The sequence below is a fragment of the Acetobacter pasteurianus genome (assembly GCF_009914215.2).
Taxonomy (GTDB): domain Bacteria; phylum Pseudomonadota; class Alphaproteobacteria; order Acetobacterales; family Acetobacteraceae; genus Acetobacter; species Acetobacter pasteurianus.
In genome coordinates this window covers 1,509,851-1,530,112 of the sequence record NZ_CP039846.2, presented here as the reverse complement: position 1 = coordinate 1,530,112, position 20,262 = coordinate 1,509,851, and the positions used below count along the sequence as shown (strand labels likewise).

20 protein-coding genes are annotated in these 20,262 nt (G+C 47.8%); 7 read left to right on the top strand and 13 right to left on the bottom strand.

The features are described 5' to 3' along the window. Positions 1-15: 15 nt before the first annotated feature. Entirely contained in the window at positions 16-837 is an 822-nt protein-coding gene (locus FCN51_RS20595; protein WP_160256723.1) for an urease accessory protein UreD, read from the bottom strand. Between the two features lie 188 nt (positions 838-1,025). On the opposite strand from FCN51_RS20595, the gene FCN51_RS20590 reads away from it, so the two are divergent. After that, positions 1,026-2,060: a HoxN/HupN/NixA family nickel/cobalt transporter gene (locus FCN51_RS20590; protein ID WP_160256722.1), complete on the top strand. Its 1,035-nt coding sequence runs from the start codon at positions 1,026-1,028 to the stop codon at positions 2,058-2,060. 69 nt (positions 2,061-2,129) lie between these two features. On the opposite strand, the gene FCN51_RS20585 is transcribed toward FCN51_RS20590, so the two are convergent. Together FCN51_RS20585 and FCN51_RS20580 are read right to left on the bottom strand one after the other, a co-directional pair. Beyond that, complete coding sequence (locus FCN51_RS20585; RefSeq protein ID WP_124306564.1) at positions 2,130-3,806, bottom strand: alpha-keto acid decarboxylase family protein; 1,677 nt, start codon at positions 3,804-3,806, stop codon at positions 2,130-2,132. A gap of 310 nt (positions 3,807-4,116) precedes the next feature. Continuing rightward, positions 4,117-4,710, bottom strand: a complete 594-nt coding sequence (locus tag FCN51_RS20580) for a histidine phosphatase family protein (protein WP_160256721.1) — start codon at positions 4,708-4,710, stop codon at positions 4,117-4,119. 116 nt (positions 4,711-4,826) lie between these two features. Here FCN51_RS20580 and FCN51_RS20575 point away from each other — a divergent pair, with 116 nt between their 5' ends. The 3 genes from FCN51_RS20575 to bfr all read left to right on the top strand — a co-directional run bounded on the left by FCN51_RS20575 (position 4,827) and on the right by bfr (position 8,485). Then, positions 4,827-6,791, top strand: coding sequence for an esterase/lipase family protein (locus tag FCN51_RS20575; protein ID WP_160256720.1), 1,965 nt, complete (start codon positions 4,827-4,829; stop codon positions 6,789-6,791). Continuing rightward, positions 6,788-7,813 (top strand): Lnb N-terminal periplasmic domain-containing protein, encoded by a 1,026-nt coding sequence (locus FCN51_RS20570; protein WP_160256719.1) that lies wholly within the window; start codon positions 6,788-6,790, stop codon positions 7,811-7,813. The genes FCN51_RS20575 and FCN51_RS20570 overlap by 4 nt, the downstream gene beginning before the upstream one ends. Positions 7,814-7,996: 183 nt before the next feature. Continuing rightward, positions 7,997-8,485 (top strand): bacterioferritin, encoded by a 489-nt coding sequence (bfr, locus tag FCN51_RS20565; protein WP_428182527.1) that lies wholly within the window; start codon positions 7,997-7,999, stop codon positions 8,483-8,485. Between the two features lie 52 nt (positions 8,486-8,537). On the opposite strand, the gene FCN51_RS20560 is transcribed toward bfr, so the two are convergent. The 5 genes from FCN51_RS20560 to FCN51_RS20540 all read right to left on the bottom strand — a co-directional run bounded on the left by FCN51_RS20560 (position 8,538) and on the right by FCN51_RS20540 (position 11,125). Beyond that, the gene (locus FCN51_RS20560; RefSeq protein WP_160256718.1) at positions 8,538-8,897 is read right to left on the bottom strand and encodes an ArsC family reductase; all 360 of its coding nucleotides are present in this window, start codon (positions 8,895-8,897) and stop codon (positions 8,538-8,540) included. 26 nt (positions 8,898-8,923) lie between these two features. Continuing rightward, on the bottom strand, positions 8,924-9,370 hold the full coding sequence (locus FCN51_RS20555; RefSeq protein ID WP_160256717.1) for an HIT family protein: 447 nt from the start codon (positions 9,368-9,370) through the stop codon (positions 8,924-8,926). Positions 9,371-9,439: 69 nt separating this feature from the next. Then, positions 9,440-10,003, bottom strand: coding sequence for a DNA-3-methyladenine glycosylase I (locus FCN51_RS20550; RefSeq protein WP_160256716.1), 564 nt, complete (start codon positions 10,001-10,003; stop codon positions 9,440-9,442). A 14-nt stretch (positions 10,004-10,017) separates the two neighbouring features. Next, entirely contained in the window at positions 10,018-10,440 is a 423-nt protein-coding gene (locus FCN51_RS20545) for an ArsR/SmtB family transcription factor (protein ID WP_160256715.1), read from the bottom strand. Between the two features lie 4 nt (positions 10,441-10,444). Next, positions 10,445-11,125 (bottom strand): peroxiredoxin, encoded by a 681-nt coding sequence (locus FCN51_RS20540; protein ID WP_019088115.1) that lies wholly within the window; start codon positions 11,123-11,125, stop codon positions 10,445-10,447. An 88-nt stretch (positions 11,126-11,213) separates the two neighbouring features. On the opposite strand from FCN51_RS20540, the gene FCN51_RS20535 reads away from it, so the two are divergent. Next, complete coding sequence (locus tag FCN51_RS20535; RefSeq protein ID WP_160256714.1) at positions 11,214-12,140, top strand: MBL fold metallo-hydrolase; 927 nt, start codon at positions 11,214-11,216, stop codon at positions 12,138-12,140. 29 nt (positions 12,141-12,169) lie between these two features. After that, a complete protein-coding gene (locus tag FCN51_RS20530; protein ID WP_003630248.1) occupies positions 12,170-12,955 on the top strand; it encodes a sulfite exporter TauE/SafE family protein in 786 nt (261 codons plus the stop codon). On the opposite strand, the gene FCN51_RS20525 is transcribed toward FCN51_RS20530, so the two are convergent. Further along, a complete protein-coding gene (locus tag FCN51_RS20525; protein ID WP_160256713.1) occupies positions 12,950-14,641 on the bottom strand; it encodes a SulP family inorganic anion transporter in 1,692 nt (563 codons plus the stop codon). The genes FCN51_RS20530 and FCN51_RS20525 overlap by 6 nt on opposite strands. A gap of 80 nt (positions 14,642-14,721) precedes the next feature. On the opposite strand from FCN51_RS20525, the gene arsC reads away from it, so the two are divergent. Continuing rightward, positions 14,722-15,069 carry an arsenate reductase (glutaredoxin) gene (arsC, locus tag FCN51_RS20520; RefSeq protein ID WP_003624728.1) on the top strand — a complete coding sequence of 116 codons (348 nt, stop codon included), beginning with the start codon at positions 14,722-14,724 and terminating at the stop codon, positions 15,067-15,069. A 99-nt stretch (positions 15,070-15,168) separates the two neighbouring features. Here the strand turns inward: arsC and FCN51_RS20515 are convergent, their stop codons facing one another. From FCN51_RS20515 to FCN51_RS20500, 4 genes are read right to left on the bottom strand one after another with little or no spacing between them, the layout of a single operon-like run. Further along, positions 15,169-15,903, bottom strand: coding sequence for a pirin family protein (locus tag FCN51_RS20515; protein WP_160256712.1), 735 nt, complete (start codon positions 15,901-15,903; stop codon positions 15,169-15,171). 9 nt (positions 15,904-15,912) lie between these two features. Then, positions 15,913-17,436: an efflux transporter outer membrane subunit gene (locus FCN51_RS20510; RefSeq protein WP_160256711.1), complete on the bottom strand. Its 1,524-nt coding sequence runs from the start codon at positions 17,434-17,436 to the stop codon at positions 15,913-15,915. A gap of 4 nt (positions 17,437-17,440) precedes the next feature. After that, on the bottom strand, positions 17,441-18,517 hold the full coding sequence (locus tag FCN51_RS20505) for an HlyD family secretion protein (RefSeq protein WP_160256710.1): 1,077 nt from the start codon (positions 18,515-18,517) through the stop codon (positions 17,441-17,443). A gap of 15 nt (positions 18,518-18,532) precedes the next feature. After that, positions 18,533-20,170 (bottom strand): MFS transporter, encoded by a 1,638-nt coding sequence (locus FCN51_RS20500; protein WP_160256709.1) that lies wholly within the window; start codon positions 20,168-20,170, stop codon positions 18,533-18,535. Positions 20,171-20,262 lie beyond the last annotated feature (92 nt).

Below are 20,262 nucleotides of genomic sequence, written 5' to 3'. Positions count from 1 at the left end.
TGTGTTTTCTCTACCTTATGAGCGCCAAGTGGTTGGCATAGGTTGCCCATCGCGCAAGATTGGTAAAATACGTTGTAATATACCCTCTAGTTGCCAATTATCTTGCGCTATACCGCGCACAATTAGCATGCCATTCCATGCTGAAGCCGCAAACCCCTTACACTCTCCCTCTGCCAACACATGGCGTAACGGTTCAAGGCGGCTTGATGCATCAGCCGAAACCAGAACAAGTGTTGTGACAGCACGATGCCCAGCTGCCACAGCAGGATTCTGCAAAAGAAGATTCACAGAATCACTTTCCAATTTAAGTGTATCTACCAAAATGCGCCGACCAGCACGCCGAATGGAGAGAGTGTCTTTGACAGACAGTTGCTCAACACATTCCCCCGAAGCGACACGACCAAAAAAACGGCTTTCAAGAAATAGAAATCGCGCATTATCCGCCATTTCCACTGTCATTTTTCGCTGTAAACGACTGCCATCAAAAAAAATCGTGCCATGCGGAAGCCATTCCAAACATGCTCCATCTGCTATATGGCAAAAGACATTTACGTGAGCTGGCTCATCATCAGGGCGCGCACGGTAAATACGCTCAGCCGCTTGAGATGTTACGAGCAGATTTGTGTGAGGGGCGCACTGCAAATCTCCTTCAATACGGTCTCCTGCGGCGATACCACCTGAAATATTTACCGTCACCACTTCCATCTGCCCGCCCGCAACCCGAGGGAACAACAAGCGGCAGCATCCCTTCTGCTCTAGCCCGTGGCATCGGGTTTGAGAACGATCATTTCGGACCTTCAATCCAAAACGACCGTAAGCACGTTGCAGAAGAGGCACTAAATTGTATCCAATTCCTGTAAGAACCGTTTTAAATAGAATATGGTATTATGCTTGCGTCAATAAGGATCGAACATACGCATATTTGCGTATGAAAAATTAGGCTATAAATTATAAAATATAACGTAATCATTGAACAAAAAATGTTTCCAGAAAATATCAGACTTCCCTCCACCATTAGGTGACACATGAGAAGAAGACTTTGTTATAACTTCAACACCTTCCAAGAAAATATAATATGGAAAGCTATAGGTCTGTTTACCATATTGGGTGGTTTTAATATTGCAGTGTGGTTCTGGGCTTTCTCTGCTTTCCACGCTTCTCCTAGCTTATTAAGCACTGCATTTGTTGCATATAGTCTGGGTTTACGTCATGCCGTAGATGCTGACCATATTGCTGCTATTGATAATGTAACGCGTAAATTGATGCAGGAAGGCAAACAACCGCTGGCCGTAGGACTTTTCTTTTCTCTGGGACACTCCAGTGTAGTAATTCTAGCATCCCTTTTGGTTTCTGCTACAGCCACCACTTTTGCACAAAAGTTTCATCTTATTCAAAAATTTGGCGCAATTATTGGACCGATGACTTCTATCATCTTTCTATTTTCTGTTGCTATTATGAATATTGTTATTTTTTATAATCTCTACCAAAACTTTTGTCGCGCAAAATCTAGTAACATATTCCGCCAAGAAGATATTCACACGTTTCTTTCTAATGGTGGGTTACTTACTCGTCTTCTTAAACCACTATTTGGTCTTATTCATAAATCCTGGCATATGTATCCGCTTGGGTTCCTATTCGGCTTGGGGTTTGATACCGCAACAGAAATTGGATTACTCAGCCTATCGGCAACACAAGCATCTCACGGTATGCCGTTCTACTTTATTTTGGTTTTCCCTGCGCTTTTTACCGCAGGCATGTCCTTAGTAGATACATTAGATAGTATTTTAATGCTTGGAGCTTATGGATGGGCTTTTGTAAAACCCATTCGAAAATTTTATTATAATATGACTCTTACCGCAGTTTCTATAATTGTCGCTCTTCTCATCAGCAGCATTGAGGGCTTTGAGCTTTTACGAAACCATTTAAGCCCTAAGCATGCGTTCTGGAACTGGACCGAAACTCTAAGCGAAAACTTTGGTATTTTAGGCTGCGTGATTATTGCCATTTTTATGATGTGCTGGTTTGTATCTGTTTTTATCACAAACCATAAAAGAATATAAAAAAAATACCTCCTTCCTCATTCCAGAAGGAGGTATTCTACAACTTACTCGGTTTTAAATCTCAGGCGTTCAGGATACCTGCGGTTTTCTGGAATTGGCCGCCGCAACCTTCTTGCCCCATTCCACCAATGTTTTGGTGCAATCAGAACGCTCAATCTGACACTCAATAATGGTAGGACCTTCACGGTTTGCTTTGGCTTTTTTAATCGCTTCTTCCAACTCACCTGCCGTGGTGGCTTTCAAACCCAAACCATGCCCATCTTCTGCATTAAACACTTCCATCAAACCAGCGTAATCCCAGTTCTTGATGTAGTTGTAAGGGCCATCGTGAATGGCAATTTCGATAACGTAGCCACGGTTATTCACGAGGAAGATGATGACTGGAAGCTTATAACGTACCATCTGCGCCATTTCCTGCGCAGTAAGCTGGAATGACCCATCACCCACCATAAGAATATGCTGGCGCTCTTGAGAACCCATAGCATTCCCAAAAGCAGACGGCACAGACCAACCAATATGCCCCCACTGCATTTCCAGCTCAACACGTGCACCGCGCGGCAAATCCATACGTGTAGCGTTGAACCAGGAATCACCTGTTTCAGCAACCAGAGTGGTATCTGATGTCAGCATTGCATTGATCTGACGGGTCATTTCATCATTGGTCAGACGCGCATCTGCCTTGGATGCCTCAATAACCGGTGTATGTTTCTTGCTTTCCTGAGCCGTTAACGGACGACTGGGCGCTTTCTTTGCCAGCTCTTCAAGGAATTCACGCAATGTGAAACCTTCGTATGTTTTACCGCCAACAGTAACGCGGTTGGGCTCTGCCAATAAAACATTGTCACCCTTGGGCCATGCAGTCCAACCTACTGTGGAATAATCATTAAAGACGGGCGCGACACAGATAAGCGCATCAGATTTTTCAACCAATTCCTGCGCGCCGGGTGAAGACACATCCCCCCAATACAGACCACGAAAACCTTTGTGATCTTCTGGGAAAAAGCTTTTTGCTGCTGCCATAATAGTAACAGCACAGCCTAGCTTATTTGCCAGATGTTCTGTTTGTGTTTGTGCGTGTGCAGCGCGCACTTTGCTCCCTACAATCATGGTAACACGCTGAGATTTTTCCAGCAAAGCCAGCGACGCTTCAACCGCAGCTTTCAGGCTGACATCATCTACCCGCAATTCTGCCAGCAAAGATGATACTGGCCCAGGACGCACACATTCTGCATCAGATATGTTACAGGCAATTTCAACATATGCTGGTTTGCGTTCGCGCAGGGCCGTGCGAATAACATGATCAATTTTAGCTGGAGCAGATGCGGCATCTGTAATGCTTTCTGCCGCACATGTAACATGCCGCATCATTTCTAACTGGTAGGTATAATCATTTGTGCCCAGCGTATGGTGCAGAATATGTCCTGTTCCGTAATCATTGCTATTAGGTGAGCCGGAAATCAAAATAACAGGCAGGTTTTCTGCATAAGCACCTGCAATGGCGTTCATGGCAGAAATGGCCCCTACACTAAAGGTTACCACAGCCGCCGCCGCACCATGCGCACGTGCATAACCTTCTGCACTAAAGCCGCAGTTCAGCTCATTACAACAGTAAACCTGTTCCATTTCCTTATTGGCCAGTAACTGATCCAGAAGAACCAGATTAAAATCTCCAGCTACGGCAAAATGGTGTTTTAATCCGATCTGAGAAAGACGCTCAGCAAGATACATGCCGACTGTATATGTCATGGTTTAATTACTCCTACCGGAATAGCCTCAAAAAACGGCTTTTAGCTAAGACCCTCAATCAAACAAATGTCCAATATATGAAACTGCGGTTTCTCATATAAAAAATATATCTCAAGACAAAGAAAATATTCATTTTCATCCGTATCGATACCTATATAAGATATTGATATAAAGTATTTATTTCTAATTTAATGTTATTTTTATATCGATACCGTATGTAGATATTTATATAATGTATCACAAAATGTCACCACATCGTGAATGATTGCTGTTTATAAACAAATATTTTCTACAATTTTACTTTAATGACTCAGAAAGGTGCAGAAAGTGTGAGAATGCGCCAATTCCCTCCTCTCCCTGAAAAAACACTCCAGCTTTCTGGAAGAACATCTATTTTATTGAGAATACGAAAAGAACTTTTTATATCATCTGCCATAATACATGCACTTAATGCGCGTACAGTTACGGGAGAAGCTATGATCAAGAATGTTTCTTGATTTTTGGCCTTATCGAAAAGACTATCTAGCCATATCTTTAGTCTAACATGAAATGCGTACATACTTTCCCCACCAACAGGAGAGTATTCGGGATTTACAAATTGCCCTTGCTCTGCTGCTGTTAAACTTTTCAAATTCCGTCCTGCTAAAATTCCATAATTTCTATTTTTTAACTTCGGCTCACAAACAATATTTTTTTCTAAAATAAAATACTCCGAATCTAAAAAGACATCAGATGCGCAAAAAATTCGTGAAATATTATATTCTTCCAATATTTTTTCTTGAATCTCTTTAGAAAACTGAAATTTTATTATTTCATCTTCCCTTGGAATGCACCCTTTACGCACATCCTGAGACATCAAACTTCCCACCAAGACAACACGCACTACTGGCAGATTGGACATCATTTCTTCCAATATTTTAGATAGGTCTCATTCTTTTATTACTGTTTGCCACATTGTCGTGAACATCGTAAGTTCCGCCGCATATTTTAACGCTTGGGTGTGTTCTTCCGGAAAGCATAATGTCTATTTTTTCTATAAGATTTATCAATAAATTAAATCATAAGACTTGCTACATTGCTGCTTTTCTGGCCCTTACAGGATGCACCCCGCCCGTTTCGGTTAAGCAGTTGAGCCTAACAGAGGCTTATCAAGATCGCACCCACACTGCGCTCAACGGAACAATCCTTAGCAACACCACCCGTATTGTGCTGGAACGCCAAAACTTATTGGGCATATGGCAAGCACACCCAAGTGCCGCCATTGATATCCTGCGTAAAAGCACGCAAGACCAATTTTTTACACCAGACTTAAATGACCAGCTTTTTGCACTGGCAGAACTCAGTTACTTACGGGGTAAAAAGCATAAATCGCGCACAGATTTCATGGCTGCTGCCATGTATGCATATGCATATCTCAATCCTGCCGATAAAACGATGGAACATCCAGATCCGTATGACCCACATTTTCGGCAAGCGTGTGATATTTACATGCTCAGCCTGACAGAGGCCTTAGGATCCCCCGCCAATGTGAATGCTCAACATTGGGTGCTTCCATTTGGTGATCTGGATCTATCAGCCGATCCATCAGAACATATATGGCATGGTTATGAGCTTACAGATTTTCGCCCTACAGCACGCCTGACAGTCAAAGGTGTTAAAAATATTTATAGCCATATGGGGCTAGGTGAACCTCTAGCCGCCATTCCACATGTAGATGGCCGTGCACCTTCTTCCTTTACCATTACGGACAAACTGCGTATCCCTGTCAGCCTGTTTATGGAAATACCAGATCCACGCAGGCAAGTTCTCTCCGATCATATTTCGGGACACCTAACCCTAACAGCGTTGGATGATCAGGGGCATATTCTCACAGCCAACAAAACACCTATTCCCCTACAGTACGATCAAACAGCTTCGCGCGCGCTGAGCCTTAGCAATGCTGTAGATTGGTCTAGCGAGTATAAAGGTTTTCTGGACGGTCGTTTTTTTGATAATGGCCGCAAACCTCAACTCATTGCCATAGAACCCCACCGCTATGGGTGTATTCCTGTTGTGCTTGTTCACGGCACAGCTTCCAGTCCGGGACGATGGGCTGATATGGTGAACGATCTTCTGGAAGATCCTCAAATCCGCGCTCATTTTGAATTTTGGTTTTTTTCTTACGCTACGGGTAATCCTATCCCTTACTCAGCCTTCCAACTTCGCGAGGCTCTGGAAGCTGCCATTCAAAACAACGGTGGCACGCAGGCCGATCCCGCGCTTGGGCATATGGTGCTTATTGGCCATAGCCAAGGCGGCCTTCTAGCAAAAATGCAAGTGATAGACCCTAAAGATAAACTCTGGAATGGCCTCACGCACCACCCTTTCAACAGTTTACACCTTACCCCAAAAGCCCATAGTTTTTTGCAAGAAACCCTGTTTCCCAAACCGTTGCCTGAGGTGCAGCAAGTTGTGTTTATTTCTACACCACAACACGGAAGTTACCTGGCTGCACTCTCTCTAGCGCATCTTGTGGGCCGTATGGTAACATTTCCCGTCAGTCTGACAGAAGTGATGCAGCAGGTTGTTGCTGGAGAGTCCGGTTCAATACGCGTCAACATGAGCCCGTGGCGTATGGGCAGCGTGTATGGCATGACACCCCATAGTGCTTTTATCCGCTCTCTTGCCTCCATACCTATTGTGCCGGAAGTACGTACACATTCCATTATTCCTGTTCTAGGAGACGGCCCATTAGCAACAGCAGATGATGGCGTGGTAAAATACCGAAGTGCGCACATTTCTTATGCTGATTCCGAACTGGTTGTGCGGCATTCTGGCCATTCCACACAGTCCAACCCAATCACTATTGCAGAGGTGCGGCGCATTCTACTGGAGCATCTGGCGCACCTTACGCCGGGAGTGCCAGAAACAGGGGATATGAACAAACAAAATATCACACGCATTGGCGGTGAATATCAGCCAACCACGCCGCCGGTACATCCATGAGCAAGCTCCCTCATAATTCTTCCACGCATGGCTGGATTTTCTGGATAAAAGCTGCAGGCGTATGCTTATTCAGCCTCTACTCAGCCGCAGCATTTTATTATTCTACCTTAACACCAGATATTCTGCGCTTAGGCCTGAGCATTGTCTTTCCGCTGCTTGTGTTAGGTGTGTTCTTTTTTGCTCCTGCGCGACTTCGCCGCCCTGCCATTCCTGCTTTATGTGCTATTTTTATAATATGGTATTTAACTGATCCCCCACGCAATCATCGAGATTGGGCGGGAGAATATGCGCTGCCGGCAGATGCCATTGTGACCGGTCGAACTGTGCATATTCAAAATATACGCAATTTCAAATACAAAACAGAAACGGATTATACACCCCGCTATTATGATGCCGAATATAATCTGGATGATCTTTCATCCGTAGATATGATCACCTCCTATTGGGCTGGGGAAAGTATTGCCCATGTTTTTCTTACCTTTGGGTTCAAGGATGGGCGACACCTTGCCATATCTATTGAAACACGCAGGCAAAAACGCTTCCCCTATTCTGCGATTGCTGGCTTTTTCCATCATTATGAAATGTTTTACGTGACCGCAGATGAGCAGGATCTGATTGGTGTGCGGACAGATATCCGTAAGGAGCGCGTCTATCTTTACCGACTCTTCATTTCACAGCAAACGCGTGAGCGCCTGTTTAAAAGCTATCTTTCGGAAATCCACTTCCTACACTCCCACCCGCGTTGGTACAATACACTAGCAGATAACTGTACAACAGAAATTCTCTCCCGAGCTGGTGCGCAACTACATTATCGGTTGGACTGGCGCGTCTTACTAAGTGGCTACACGGCCTCCTTGGCATATGATCTGGGACTGTTGAACACACAGTATAATTTCCCCACCCTTAAGCGTCTAAGTCGGATTCAACGGCCTGGTGGCGCAACGCCAGATGCATACTATTCGCAAGAAATACGGGCCAATTTACCTTTAGAGAAGAAGCCTACACTTTCACAAAACAAATAACACAAATGTTATAAATAGCGTTACATGGTTAAGATGCTGTTTCGACAACAAAAAACATAAATAACATTTGCGAATAAGAATTACTTATTAAAACTCATTGATATTTAACGATTTTCTGATTGCATTGTGCCTGAAATATCCGTAAAAAGGCTTCACAAGCCTCCATCAAAATCTGGAAATCGTATCATGGTAAAAGATCCTAAAGTTATCGAACATCTGAACACCCAGCTGACAAATGAGCTGACGGCTATCAACCAGTACTTCCTGCACGCACGCACCCTGCGCCACTGGGGTGTTACCCTGCTGGGCAAGAAAGAGTACGAAGAATCCATTGAAGAAATGCGTCATGCTGATTGGCTGATCGAACGCATTCTGTATCTTGGTGGCCTGCCCAACGTCCAGCGCCTGAACACCATCCTGATTGGTCAGGACGTGAAGGAAATTCTGGAATGCGACCTGAAGCTGGAAGAAAAAGCTCTGGCTGACCTGCGCGAAGGCATTGCTTATTGCGAAAGCGTGCGTGACTTTGTTTCCCGTGATCTGCTGCTGAAGATCCTTGAAAACGAAGAAGAGCACGAAGACTTCCTGGATCGTCAGTTCGACCTGATCAAGCAGATTGGCATTGAACGCTATATCCAGCTGAACTCTGCGGCTGCACCGGATCAGGAATAATCACTGATCAAAGGATATGGGGCGTTTCATACGCCCCATATTTCCGTGCTATTTAATTTTTTGCAAATAAATCTGCATAAATTTCTGGCTTAAAACCAACCATGATCTTTCCCTGCGCTTCTAAAACAGGCCGTTTTATAAGGGAAGGATAAGCAACCATAAGCGCCAGTGCTTGTGGTTCATCAATATTTTCTTTTTCAGAATCAGACAATTTACGAAACGTAGTGCCAGCTTTATTCAAAAGCTTTTCCCACCCAACGTTTTGTGCCCACTGCTTGAGTGTTGCAGTATCTATTCCCTGCTTTTTATAATCGTGGAAGCTATACGCCACGCTGTGTGCTTCCAGCCATTTCATAGCCTTACGCATCGTATCGCAGGATTTAATTCCGTATATCGTTATTGTCGCACTCATAACCCCTCCCAGAGCAAAGCAACTTTTTATGGCTGGATATTCAGAAGCTTCCGCATTTCTTCCATAAAAGCTGTATCTTGCTCCACATCAAACGGACGTGCAGAAATACCCGCATAGCCCACACAAACAGGCTTGGTTTTTACGACATCTGCTTCTGTCAGATAACGTGGCACAATATGGGTATGGAGCGAGGGTTCCTGATTACACCATGTCTCATAATTAATACGGGCAGCACCCGTGGCTTTCAGCAAGGCATCACCTACTGTTACGCAATCTGCCAGATATTGCATACGTTCCTGCCCGCTCAGGTCATTCAGGCTCGGCACAATCGGGTCTGACAAAAGCTGGCAATAACCTTGCACAGGCTGTGTATCGGCTACAATAAGCCAGCCTGAAGGCATACGCCCGATAACTTGAGGGAACTTTCCTTCCCTCGCCCATTCAACGCGTTGCTGAATTACATTTTTTGTCATGCTCTGCCTCAGTCATAATTTTGCTTTCTGCAATACGCCTGAGAACAGCCATTCATGAGGCTTATCGAATCAATCGCAGGCGTGATACCGAAAACAATCTGGTTCATGCCCGTTTACCATGCCTGCAGCTTGCATCCATGCATAAACAATAACCGGCCCCACAAAGCGAAAACCACGCTTCTTCAATTCCTTGGAGAGCACCTGTGAAGCGGACGTTTGTGCCAACGCATGAGGATGCTCTGCTGTTACGGGGTTTTGTTGCGCCACAGCCCATGCAAAATCTGCAAAATCCTCGCCTTTTGCCTGCATCTGCAAATAGGCATGTGCGTTTTTAACGGTTGCTTCTATTTTTAGGCGCGAGCGGATAATTCCAGCATCTTGCATCAGCCTTTGCACATCGTGCTCTGTAAACTGTGCGACTTTTTCAGGATCAAATCCTGCAAAAGCTTTCCGAAAATTTTCGCGCTTCTGCAGCACCGTATTCCATGAAAGCCCAGCCTGAAAACTTTCCAATACCAGCGTTTCCCATAAGGTGCGCGCATCCTTGATGGGCTTACCCCATTCAGCATCATGGTAATCACGCAAAAGCATGTTTCCACATGCCCATTTGCACCGATGCTTAGGGGAATCCATGCTATTTTTTGGCTCTAGAAGCGGCGTGGTGGCTGCACAAAAGCAAATTGCGCGCCTTCTTCCCGAAGGATCTGGTCTTTTCTTTTGGTCGATTTTGTCCCGAGCTTATCTGCAATTTCATGCGTGGCGGACAGCAGGCCTTTATCACCTTTTAAAAGACCAATCAGAATCCTTACCCGCAAAGCTTCATCTTCGCTCTGCAAGCTATAGTAAATCGTCCGCGATTCGCGACGTGGCACAATCAGGTTAGAACGCCTTAACGTGCCCAATTGCTGGCTGAGAGTCGGCTGCCCGATTCCGGTTTTGCTTTCCAACTCCCCCACCGCCAACGCCCCATGCTGCAAAAGCGCATCCAGAATCATGAGCCGCTGCGGCTGCGCAAACAGCTTGAGCTGCTCCACCAACTGTTTTGCTTCGTCTAAAGACATTTCCACCATGAGCTTACCGCCCCTGATCAGGCTTTAAACACATAAACCAGGATGGCCCGGCCTGCATGACGGCATCCTGAGTTTGCGCTGTGGGCAGCACCACGTGCCCTCCGGGTGTCCAACCTTCTGGTGTCAGCACATCACCTTCATCCACACGTTGAAGGGCAGCAAGCAAACGCAGCAGTTCCGCTACAGACCGGCCAACAGTCATGGGGTAGCAGGTTGTGGCCCGCACAATACCTTGTGGGTCAATCATGTACACACTGCGCACCGTTGCACTATTGCGGGCTGTTGGGTCCAGCATGCCATAGGCCCGCGCAATAGCCATGGAAGGATCCTCCACCACGGGGAAAGGAATCCTTACGTCAAACCTTTCCCGTATGGCCTCAATCCATGCAAGATGGGCGGGTAGGCTATCCACGGAAAGGCCCACCAATGCACAATTCATGGCAGCAAATTGCGCAGCAGCTTGTGCAAACGCAATAAACTCACTGGTGCAAACTGGCGTAAAATCTGCCGGATGCGAAAACAGCAGCACCCACTGCCCACGCAATGCGCTTAACGTAAGCATGCCTTGGGTTGTCCGCGCCATAAAATCTGGAGCCATGTCTCCAATTCTGGGTGCGGCCACTACCGGCTCCAACTGACTGGTATCTATGATGCGGTCATTCATAGCAGCAGTGTTTACGCGCATTCTTTCCCTTGACGCAAGACGCTTTCATTCTTAATTAAAGTGTATATTCATGTTTACTTAAAATAATAAACTGTTGGGAGTTTCCCTCATGTCAGATCCAGCTATCGCCACAGCCACCCAGCAGATTCTGATGGCTGTGCAGCACCCCGAACAACGGCCTGTTGTAAAAACCTTTTTTGATGAAAAAACCTTCACGGCCAGCCATGTGGTGCATGACCCACAGGCCCTGACAGCTGCCGTAATTGATAGCGTACTGGATTATGATCCTGCTTCTGGCCGCATTAAATACGATTCCGCCCAAGAAATTGTAGATTATGTGCGCGCTGAAAAATTGAAGGTCGCGTGGCAACTAGAAACACACGCACATGCTGATCACCTTTCCGCCGCGCCATGGTTGCAGGAACAACTGGGCGGCAAACTAGGTATTGGTGCCAACATTGTGCAGGTGCAGGAAGTTTTTGGAAAAATCTTTAACGCCGATACCAGATTTGCCCGTGATGGATCTCAGTTTGATCATCTTTTTAAAGATGGTGAACAGTTCAAGCTGGGCAACCTGAACGCCATAGCATTACATGTGCCGGGCCACACTCCCGCAGATATGGCTTTTGTTATCGGTGATGCCGCCTTTATTGGCGATACATTGTTCATGCCAGATTATGGCACGGCCCGCGCAGACTTCCCCGGTGGGGATGCCCGCATGCTGTATCGCTCTATCCGCCGCCTTCTCACCTTGCCAGCAGAAACACGTCTTTTTCTCTGCCACGATTATAAGGCCCCAAACCGTGATACCTATGCATGGGAAACCACAGTTGGCGCAGAGCGCGCGCATAATGTGCATGTGCATGAAGGTGTGAGTGAAGATGATTTTGTAAACATGCGCACATCGCGCGATGCAACGCTCGCCCTGCCCAACCTGATCATGCCTTCCGTGCAGGTTAATATCCGCGGAGGGCACATGCCAGAACCGGAAGATAATGGCACCAGCTACATCAAGATCCCCATTAACAAGCTCTAAAATTTACTGATCTTTTCTGGATACCCCGCATGCTCACCTTATTTTCTGCCCATCTCCTGCTGGAACTTATGTCTGGCGTTCTGGTTGGCTTCACTTTGGGATTAATCGGTGGCGGGGGATCCATTCTGGCTGTGCCACTTATGGTATACTTGGTAGGGGTGAAAAATCCCCATGTAGCTATTGGCACCAGTGCGTTGGCAGTCGCTATCAACGCATTGGTGGGGCTGGCACAGCATGCCCGCAACCATACGGTAAAATGGCGCTGCGCAGGTATTTTTGCATCTTGTGGGATAGCTGGCGCGTTTATCGGGGCAGCCTTTGGCAAAACAATTGATGGCAAAAAGCTGCTTTTGTTTTTTGCTCTACTGATGATTGGCGTAGGTATTCTTATGCTTCGCGGGCGGCATAACGTTGGCTGCCAAGGAGCAAGCTGTAACAGGCATAATGCCCCCAAAGTTATGGGCTATGGCCTTGGCACCGGTTTACTTTCTGGCTTTTTTGGCATTGGTGGCGGTTTTCTGATTGTGCCTGGCCTTATTGCTTCTACCGGCATGCCCATTCTCAATGCCGTAGGCACATCTCTGGTTGCCGTTTCTGCTTTTGGGTTTAGCACAGCTTTAAGCTATATGCTTTCTGGCTATATAGATTGGCAATTAGCTGCCCTGTTCATTTTAGGCGGAGCACTTGGCAGCCTGTTTGGCACGCGCACAGCCCGCCGTATGTCTGGATCTTCCAATCATCTTACAACAGTTTTTGCCTGTATCATTTTTATCGTGGCCATTTATATGATCTGGCAAGGTGTGCAGAAATTATAAAGCTTTTGCGCCATCACATAGCTTGTGCGCACTCGCCAGAGCCGTATGCAGTTGCATGTAAATATTCTCTTTTCCAAGCACGGCAGTAATATGGTGACGCTCCATATCTTTTAGAAAGAATGGAGCAACACGCCCGAACAAAACGGTGATTCCGCGCGCATGCAGTCTTTGCAAAACATCCCGCACAACCTGTGCTGCTGAGTAATCAATATCGGTAATGGCGCTGCAATCTACCACAACACATTTTACCGGATCCGGCGCAGATGAAATCAGCATTGTAATATCATCTGCAAACAAATTACAATTTGCATAAAACAGGTCAGCACAAAAACGATAAATGATAATACCCGGCATACTCTGCTCTCCGGGTGCTACCGCTTCCGCTTCCAACATTCCGGTGGAAGCTTCTGGTGCCATTATCAACGTATGCGGCATATAGCTATGCCGCACGTGCCGAAACAGAGAGAGCGCAATAGCAATAAAGATACCCTGCTCTACCCCTACGCTTACAACCGTGGCCGCTGTGACTAGCGCCAAACGGAATTCTCCGGGGCTTTCTTGGCGGATACCATTAAGGGCCTGAATATCTATCATCCGCACGGCTACGCAAAACACAATGGCACCTAGCACGCAACGGGGAAGATACTGCAAAGGGGCAGGAAAAAACAAAAGCACACAGGCCGTTACCGCAGCAAAAACGAGTTGTGCCGTTTGTGATCTTGCACCAGCCTGCACGGCCATAGCTGTTTGCGTAGGGCTGCCATTCACCGTAAATGTGCCGGTTAAAGCCGCCGCTGCATTAGCTGCACACAAGCCCACAATATCTGCATTTTCATCATCATGTTCATGAAAGATATTTGCAAAGGCACGTGATGTAGCCGCACTTTGTGCAATAATAACAAAAACACAGGATGCAGAAATGGGTAGCAGGGCCAGCATATCATGCCAGCCAGGAAGAGGTATGGAAAACGCCGGCAAGCCACCGCGTATGCTGCCCAGAATAGCAACATCGTAATGCTGCAGATCTAGCCCCCAGCTACACAAAATACTCACCACCACAACACACAGGCCTACTGGCCAATGAGGCTTCTGCCTTGCGCCAGCCAACAGCACCACACAGCTCAGGCTGGCAATGGCCATACTTAACCCTTGCATTTGCCCAAAGCCTTGGAACAACCCTATCGCCTGCACCAATGTATTATGAGAGGACGAGACCAAGCCTGTCATGTCATACAACATGCTTAAGCCCACCTGCACACCCACACCTGCCAAAAAGCCCACCAGCACAGTGCGAGACAAAAAATCTGCCAGAAAACCCAAGCGAAATAAGCGGGCAACCAGCAGAAATCCTGCATTAAGGAGAGCTACCGCACTTACCAGTTCCATATATTTGGCGCTGCCGGGCGAAACAATTTCTGACAGGCCGCTAGAAAAAATGGCTGCTGTGGCAGAATCTGCCGCCACTACAAGGTGACGTGATGAGCCAAACAGAGCAAACGCTACCAACGGAAACAACACTGTATATAACCCGCATACAGCAGGCATTTCAGCAATACGGGCATACCCCAGAACCTGAGGAATATTCATAGAAGCCAGAGAAAGCCCCGCCAGCATATCCGACCATGACCCGGATTTTTTGGTTATCCGTTGGCCGAGCCAATTTTTTATGCCTAACAAGGGCGACATGCTTTCTCTATCCTACTCTATTTGCGTGCCATGATACCCTCAAATATCATAATTGAGGCCTCACTCTTTAGGATGCACCTATGTCTGTCACTCTTTACCACAACCCGTCCTGCGGCACGTCACGCACAGTTTTGGGCCTTATTCGAGATGCAGGAATTGAACCGAACATTATCCTTTATCTAAAAACGCCACCAACCCGGGCAGAATTGGAAAACATTCTTGCCAAAGGAAAGTTGAGTGCGCGTGACATTTTGCGCAGCAAGGAAGCTTTATGTAAGGAACTGGGGCTTGATGCGCCCGGCATCAGCGATGATCAGATACTTGATGCCATTGCAGCACACCCCAAGCTTCTCAATCGCCCCGTTGTGGTTACACCCAAAGGCGCAAAAGCCTGTCGTCCGGCTGATGTCGTGCTGGAACTGTTATAAAATATTCACAACCATACGCCTTTCCTTTGCAAGAAAGATGAAGGCGTATGGTATTACATCAGGGGGCTTAAACATCCTGATACTTGAGCCCCTTTATATTTACCTAGCTGCTACATCGACCAAAAGAAGCTCTGCTTTTTCCTGCGCAATCACAACTATATCCTGCTGGTCGGTTATTGCCGCGGCATCACCACAATGCAGAACATACCCATCTATTGTCACAATGCCTGATACAACCAGCAGATAAAGATCGCGCCCCAAGGTGGTACTGTAAGCAGCCCCCTCCGCCGCTGGTATAATGGCATGTAACAGACGGGCCCGAGCCGTTAAGGTAACAGGTGCACCATCCGTAATCTGTCCCTCTTCTTCCGGATCATCTTCAGGAAATCCTGATGCAAGAATTCTAAAACCTCCATCTTCCAATTGAGGAAAACTTGCACGAACTTCCTGCGCGGGGGACACACCCTCTACATCAGCCATAAACCAGAACTGAATAAACGTGGCACCCTCTGGGCCAGCAGACCATTCCAGTCTTTTACAGCCATTACCGGCGCTTAAAAGATGTAGTCCGCCCTGCCCTACTTTTTCTTGCTCAAAACCATCTGCATTACTGACCAAACCTCCCGCAGATAGCCATGTGAGAATATCTACATTGGCTTCTGGCCCAAGATGATACGCCTGCGCTGGCTTAAGTGTGCCAAGGTTAAGCACACGTAAGCGTCCATCATGGGTATGTGCTGGATCTTGATAATCAGAAAATGCAAAATGGCAACGGAGTATTAACGTATCTGAATGCGCATTTCCCAGAGTGTCTGCTCGTCTGATTGTTATCATACGTCAATCTCACACATGTTTTCTTGCTTTTGTTTTTTCTGGGTACATCCCTTCCCATCCGCCACCAACCGCACGGTAAAGATGTGTAACAGCCCCTGCCACGCGGGCCGTGGCATCAGCCAATGCACTTTGAGAAGATAGAAGTGCATTCTGCAATGTCAGCACATTCAAGAAATCAGATGACCCCTGCACATATTGGGCCTTGGCTGTATCCACTGCAATTTCGTTTTCATGCACGGCTTCAGCCAATTCATCACGCCGATGCTGAGCCGCCGTAAAATCGGCCATTGCATCATCAATTTCCTGCCACGCCTTTAAAACCGTGCGTTGGAACATGGTGGCAGCTTCCTTCTGCTGCGCCTTGCGCAAATGCAGTTGGCCTGTCAAACGTCCACCTTCAAACAAGGGTAATGTTGCCGTGGGGCCAAAACCATACTGGCGTGAGGCCCATGATCCTAACCCGCTAAACTGAAGTGCCTGCACATCCAAACTGCCAGACAGTGTGACACGCGGAAAGAAATCTGCAATGGCCACACCAATACTGGCTGTAGCAGCATGCAAATGATCTGCCGCCATACGAATATCTGGTCGGCGTTCTGCCAGTTCAGATGGCAAACCAATCGGCACCAAAGCAGGCACAAGCGGGATTGGCCCTGGTGGCCCAAGTTCTGCATCCAATGCGCCCGGTTCACGCGCAACCAGAAAGCTCAGAGCATTCAGCATATGTGTTGCCTGCGCCTGCAAAGGCGGCAAGCGTGCCTGAAATGTATGAAGCTGCCCTGTAGCTTCCGCCACATCCAAGCGTGTTGCGGCACCTTGCTCAAACCGCAATGTTGTGAGTTTGACACTATCTTTTGCAACCTGGATATTATGTTGCAAAATGCCAATCTGTGTTTGTGTGGCGCGTAAATCTATATAATCCTGCGCGGTCTCCGCCATAAGAGACACCAGAATATCACGCCGCATTTCTTCCGTTTCGTGCATGGCTGCTGTGGCTGCTTCCACTTGCCTGCGCACATGCCCCCAGAAATCCACTTCCCACGATGCGTTCATACCGTATTGAGGCAAGTTGAATGATGGGTTCCCCACACTTCCGGGCAAGGCTGTTGGCCCAAAACCTTGAGATCCAGATGCAATAGACCCCGCCTGTTCGCGCTCCATGGTGCCCAGCAAACCCAGCACACCATTGGTGCTGGCCCGTTCTCGCCCATAAGATGCATTGGCTTCTGCATGCGGAAACTGTGCAGCACTGGCAATCCGCCGCTCTGCCTGGCTTTGCATCAAACGCAGACTGGCGGCTTTAAGATCCAGATTAGAGGCTGCAACTTCATTTTCCAGCTTTGTCAGCACCGGATCATGAAACAGCGTCCACCACTGCGGATCTGTAGACGCCGTTGTAATCTGGCTTTCTGCTGGCGGTTGTGTGGCACGCCAATCTGCTGGCGCTTTAACCTGCGGTTTATGATAATTCGGCCCGACTGTGCAGCCAGAAAGCGCGATTACAGACAAGCCAGAAAGAAAAAGACGCTTCATGACATTACTGCCAGACATAACGTGGATTATTGGCATGCGGGCCTTCTGGCTTTGATGCCGTATCAATATTCACCTCAACAGACATGCCAACACGCACCTTTGCCGCAAGCGGCTGGTCTGGATCAAACGTCAGTTTAACGGGAATACGCTGCACAACCTTGGTGAAGTTACCCGTCGCGTTATCTGGCTGAATAGGTGCAAAAGCGACACCCGTGGCTGGCGCCAATGAATCCACATGAGCTTTGAGCGGATGGCCGGGAAATGTATCTACCCAGACAGTCGCACTCTGGCCGGTTTGCACTTTTGTAAGCTGCGTTTCCTGAAAATTGGCCAGTACATAAGCTTCGTGAACAGGCACAACAGCCAAAATACCCGTGCCTGGGTGCACATAATTCCCTACACGCACGCCACGTTCACCCACCACGCCATCCATTGGGGCCGGAATAGTACAGTAAGATAGGTTGAGTTCTGCCTGCTTTTCATCCCCCTGCATACGCAGCAAAACGCCACGGGCACGCTGAAGCTGGGCTTTTAAAACAGCAACCTGCCGAAGAGCCGCATCCACTCCTGCCTGATCTCGGGCTATGGCCGCAGCTGCCTCTTTTTCCTGTGCTTCAGAAGATTGCTTTTGTTCAATCGTACCCGCACCACCAGAAGACAGATTGCGATACCGGGTGGCGTTTTGCCGAGCAAACATCAACGCAGCCTGATCTGCCAACACAGCTGCACGTGCTTGCGCAATAACAGCATCCTGCCGGCCAAGTTCAGCTTCCAGATTAGCAACATCACCTTGAGCCGCCAGCGTATTGCCTTTTGCCACTTCCAAGGCTGCACGGTAATCATCATCTTCAATATGCGCCAGTTCTTCACCAGCATGAACAAGCTGGTTATCCTGCGCAATCACCCGGTCAATACGGCCTGAAACCTTGGGGGCAACTGTAGGGAAATCTGCCGTTACGTACGCATCATTGGTATATTGGTTGATACCATTACCATTGATCAACCGCGAACCACCCCATGCAACAAGGGCAAGTACAGCAGCGGCACAGCCAGCGTAAAGCAGCGGTTTTTTATAGATCATAATCTGTATTCCGGATTAGCGGGCTGGAGTATTGGGGGAAGGCGCGCGCGGCGGATACACACGGCGCGGCAGAATAAGATTCATGCAGGCATAACCAAGGCAAACCCAGATCAGCACATAATAGATATCGTTCAGTGCCAGAACGAGCGCCTGCTCGTGCACATAAGTATGGAAAACTTGCAGTGAATTACGCGCAACATGCGCGCTATCTGGCGATGTCACAGAAAGCTGCTGCGTAATGGGGTTGCCCATCCCCTGCAAGGCCAAGCCATGTGTGCCATGATGATCAAGCAACATTGTGGAGTGATATTGTTCCCGCCTACGGGTTAGGGCGGCAAACAGTGCATAAGCCACTGCATTGGCCAACCCTTTAAGCATATTAACCATGCCAGAAATAAACGGGCCATCGGCTGGCCCCATGGCAAGGGTTGCGAGCATAAGAGTGGGAATAACCGTCATGGGTTGGCCAAAAACCTGAAGAATTTGCAGCGGATAAAAATTATCCCGCACCCAATCCACAGTCAGCCACGTGCCCAACCATGCAGAAGCCGCCAGACACAACATGCCACCCGCCAGCACAAAGCGGCAATCCACCTTACGACTGTTACAAAAAGCAGCAATCAACGGCAGCATGATAAGCTGCGGCAACGCCACAACCAAAGATACCGGAGCTGTTTGAATAGGCCGATACCCACGCACAGCAGACAGATAGGTGGCAGGAATATCCCCCATAATCGCGCAAATGGCGAGAATACCCACCAAGGAGAGCAGAGCCGCCTGAATATTACGAGACCGCCAGTATTGAATGCGAAAATAGGGGCTGGGATGAAAGGCCTCGTTAATCACAAAAACAATAAATGCGGCTCCTCCCCAGAATGTCAGATCCGTAATAACGGAAGAGCGGAACCAGTCCAACCTGTCTCCCTGATACAGTACAATCACCAAAGAACAGATGGCTGGCAACCCAACCAACAACCCAAGCCAGTTGAATTTTTCAAACCGCTCAAAGTGCATTGGGTCTTTCGGCAGGCCATAGGCCATCATCGCAATGGCTAACGCTGCCGTTGGAATAATTTCCCAATACAGCCAGTGCCACCCCATGCGCTCAAACCAGAATGCTTCTAACGGCAAACCTAGATTAGGGCCGAAGGTCGCGCTCATGGCGTATCCCCCAATGCCAAATACCCGAATTTCTGGAGGAAGGTATTTTAGCATCACGGTCATCAGCACAGGTGGCAGACAACCTGCTGTTAAGCCTTGAAAAGCACGCAGAATGCAAAGCGATGTCACATCCGGCATAAAGGGGGCCGGTATGGAAAGCAGCGCCATGGCGGCTGTCATGAAAATGGAAAAGCGGTAGATTGAGAACGTCATATAAAACCACGGCGTAAACGCCATGGCTGCAATATTGAACGCCTCATAAATCGCAATAACCCACGTGCCCTCATCGTGGCCAATGTGCATGGCACCCCGAATATCGGACAGCCCGATCTCGGTCACATGCTCATTAAACCCTGCAACATGCACGGCAAGCAACATACCCAAACAGCCAATAACAGTACGCAGGCCAAAAGGGGGAATGTAGGAAGGGCGTGGTGGCGTGGCATGAATAACCGGCGCACCAACCCCTTGTGCAGGAGCAGCGTTGTTCATATGCGCACTTCAAGCGGCCCACTGCATCTCCGACAACCCCCATTTCTGATAAGTGACGAATTCGATTTTCGGAATAGAAAATTCTGGTCATT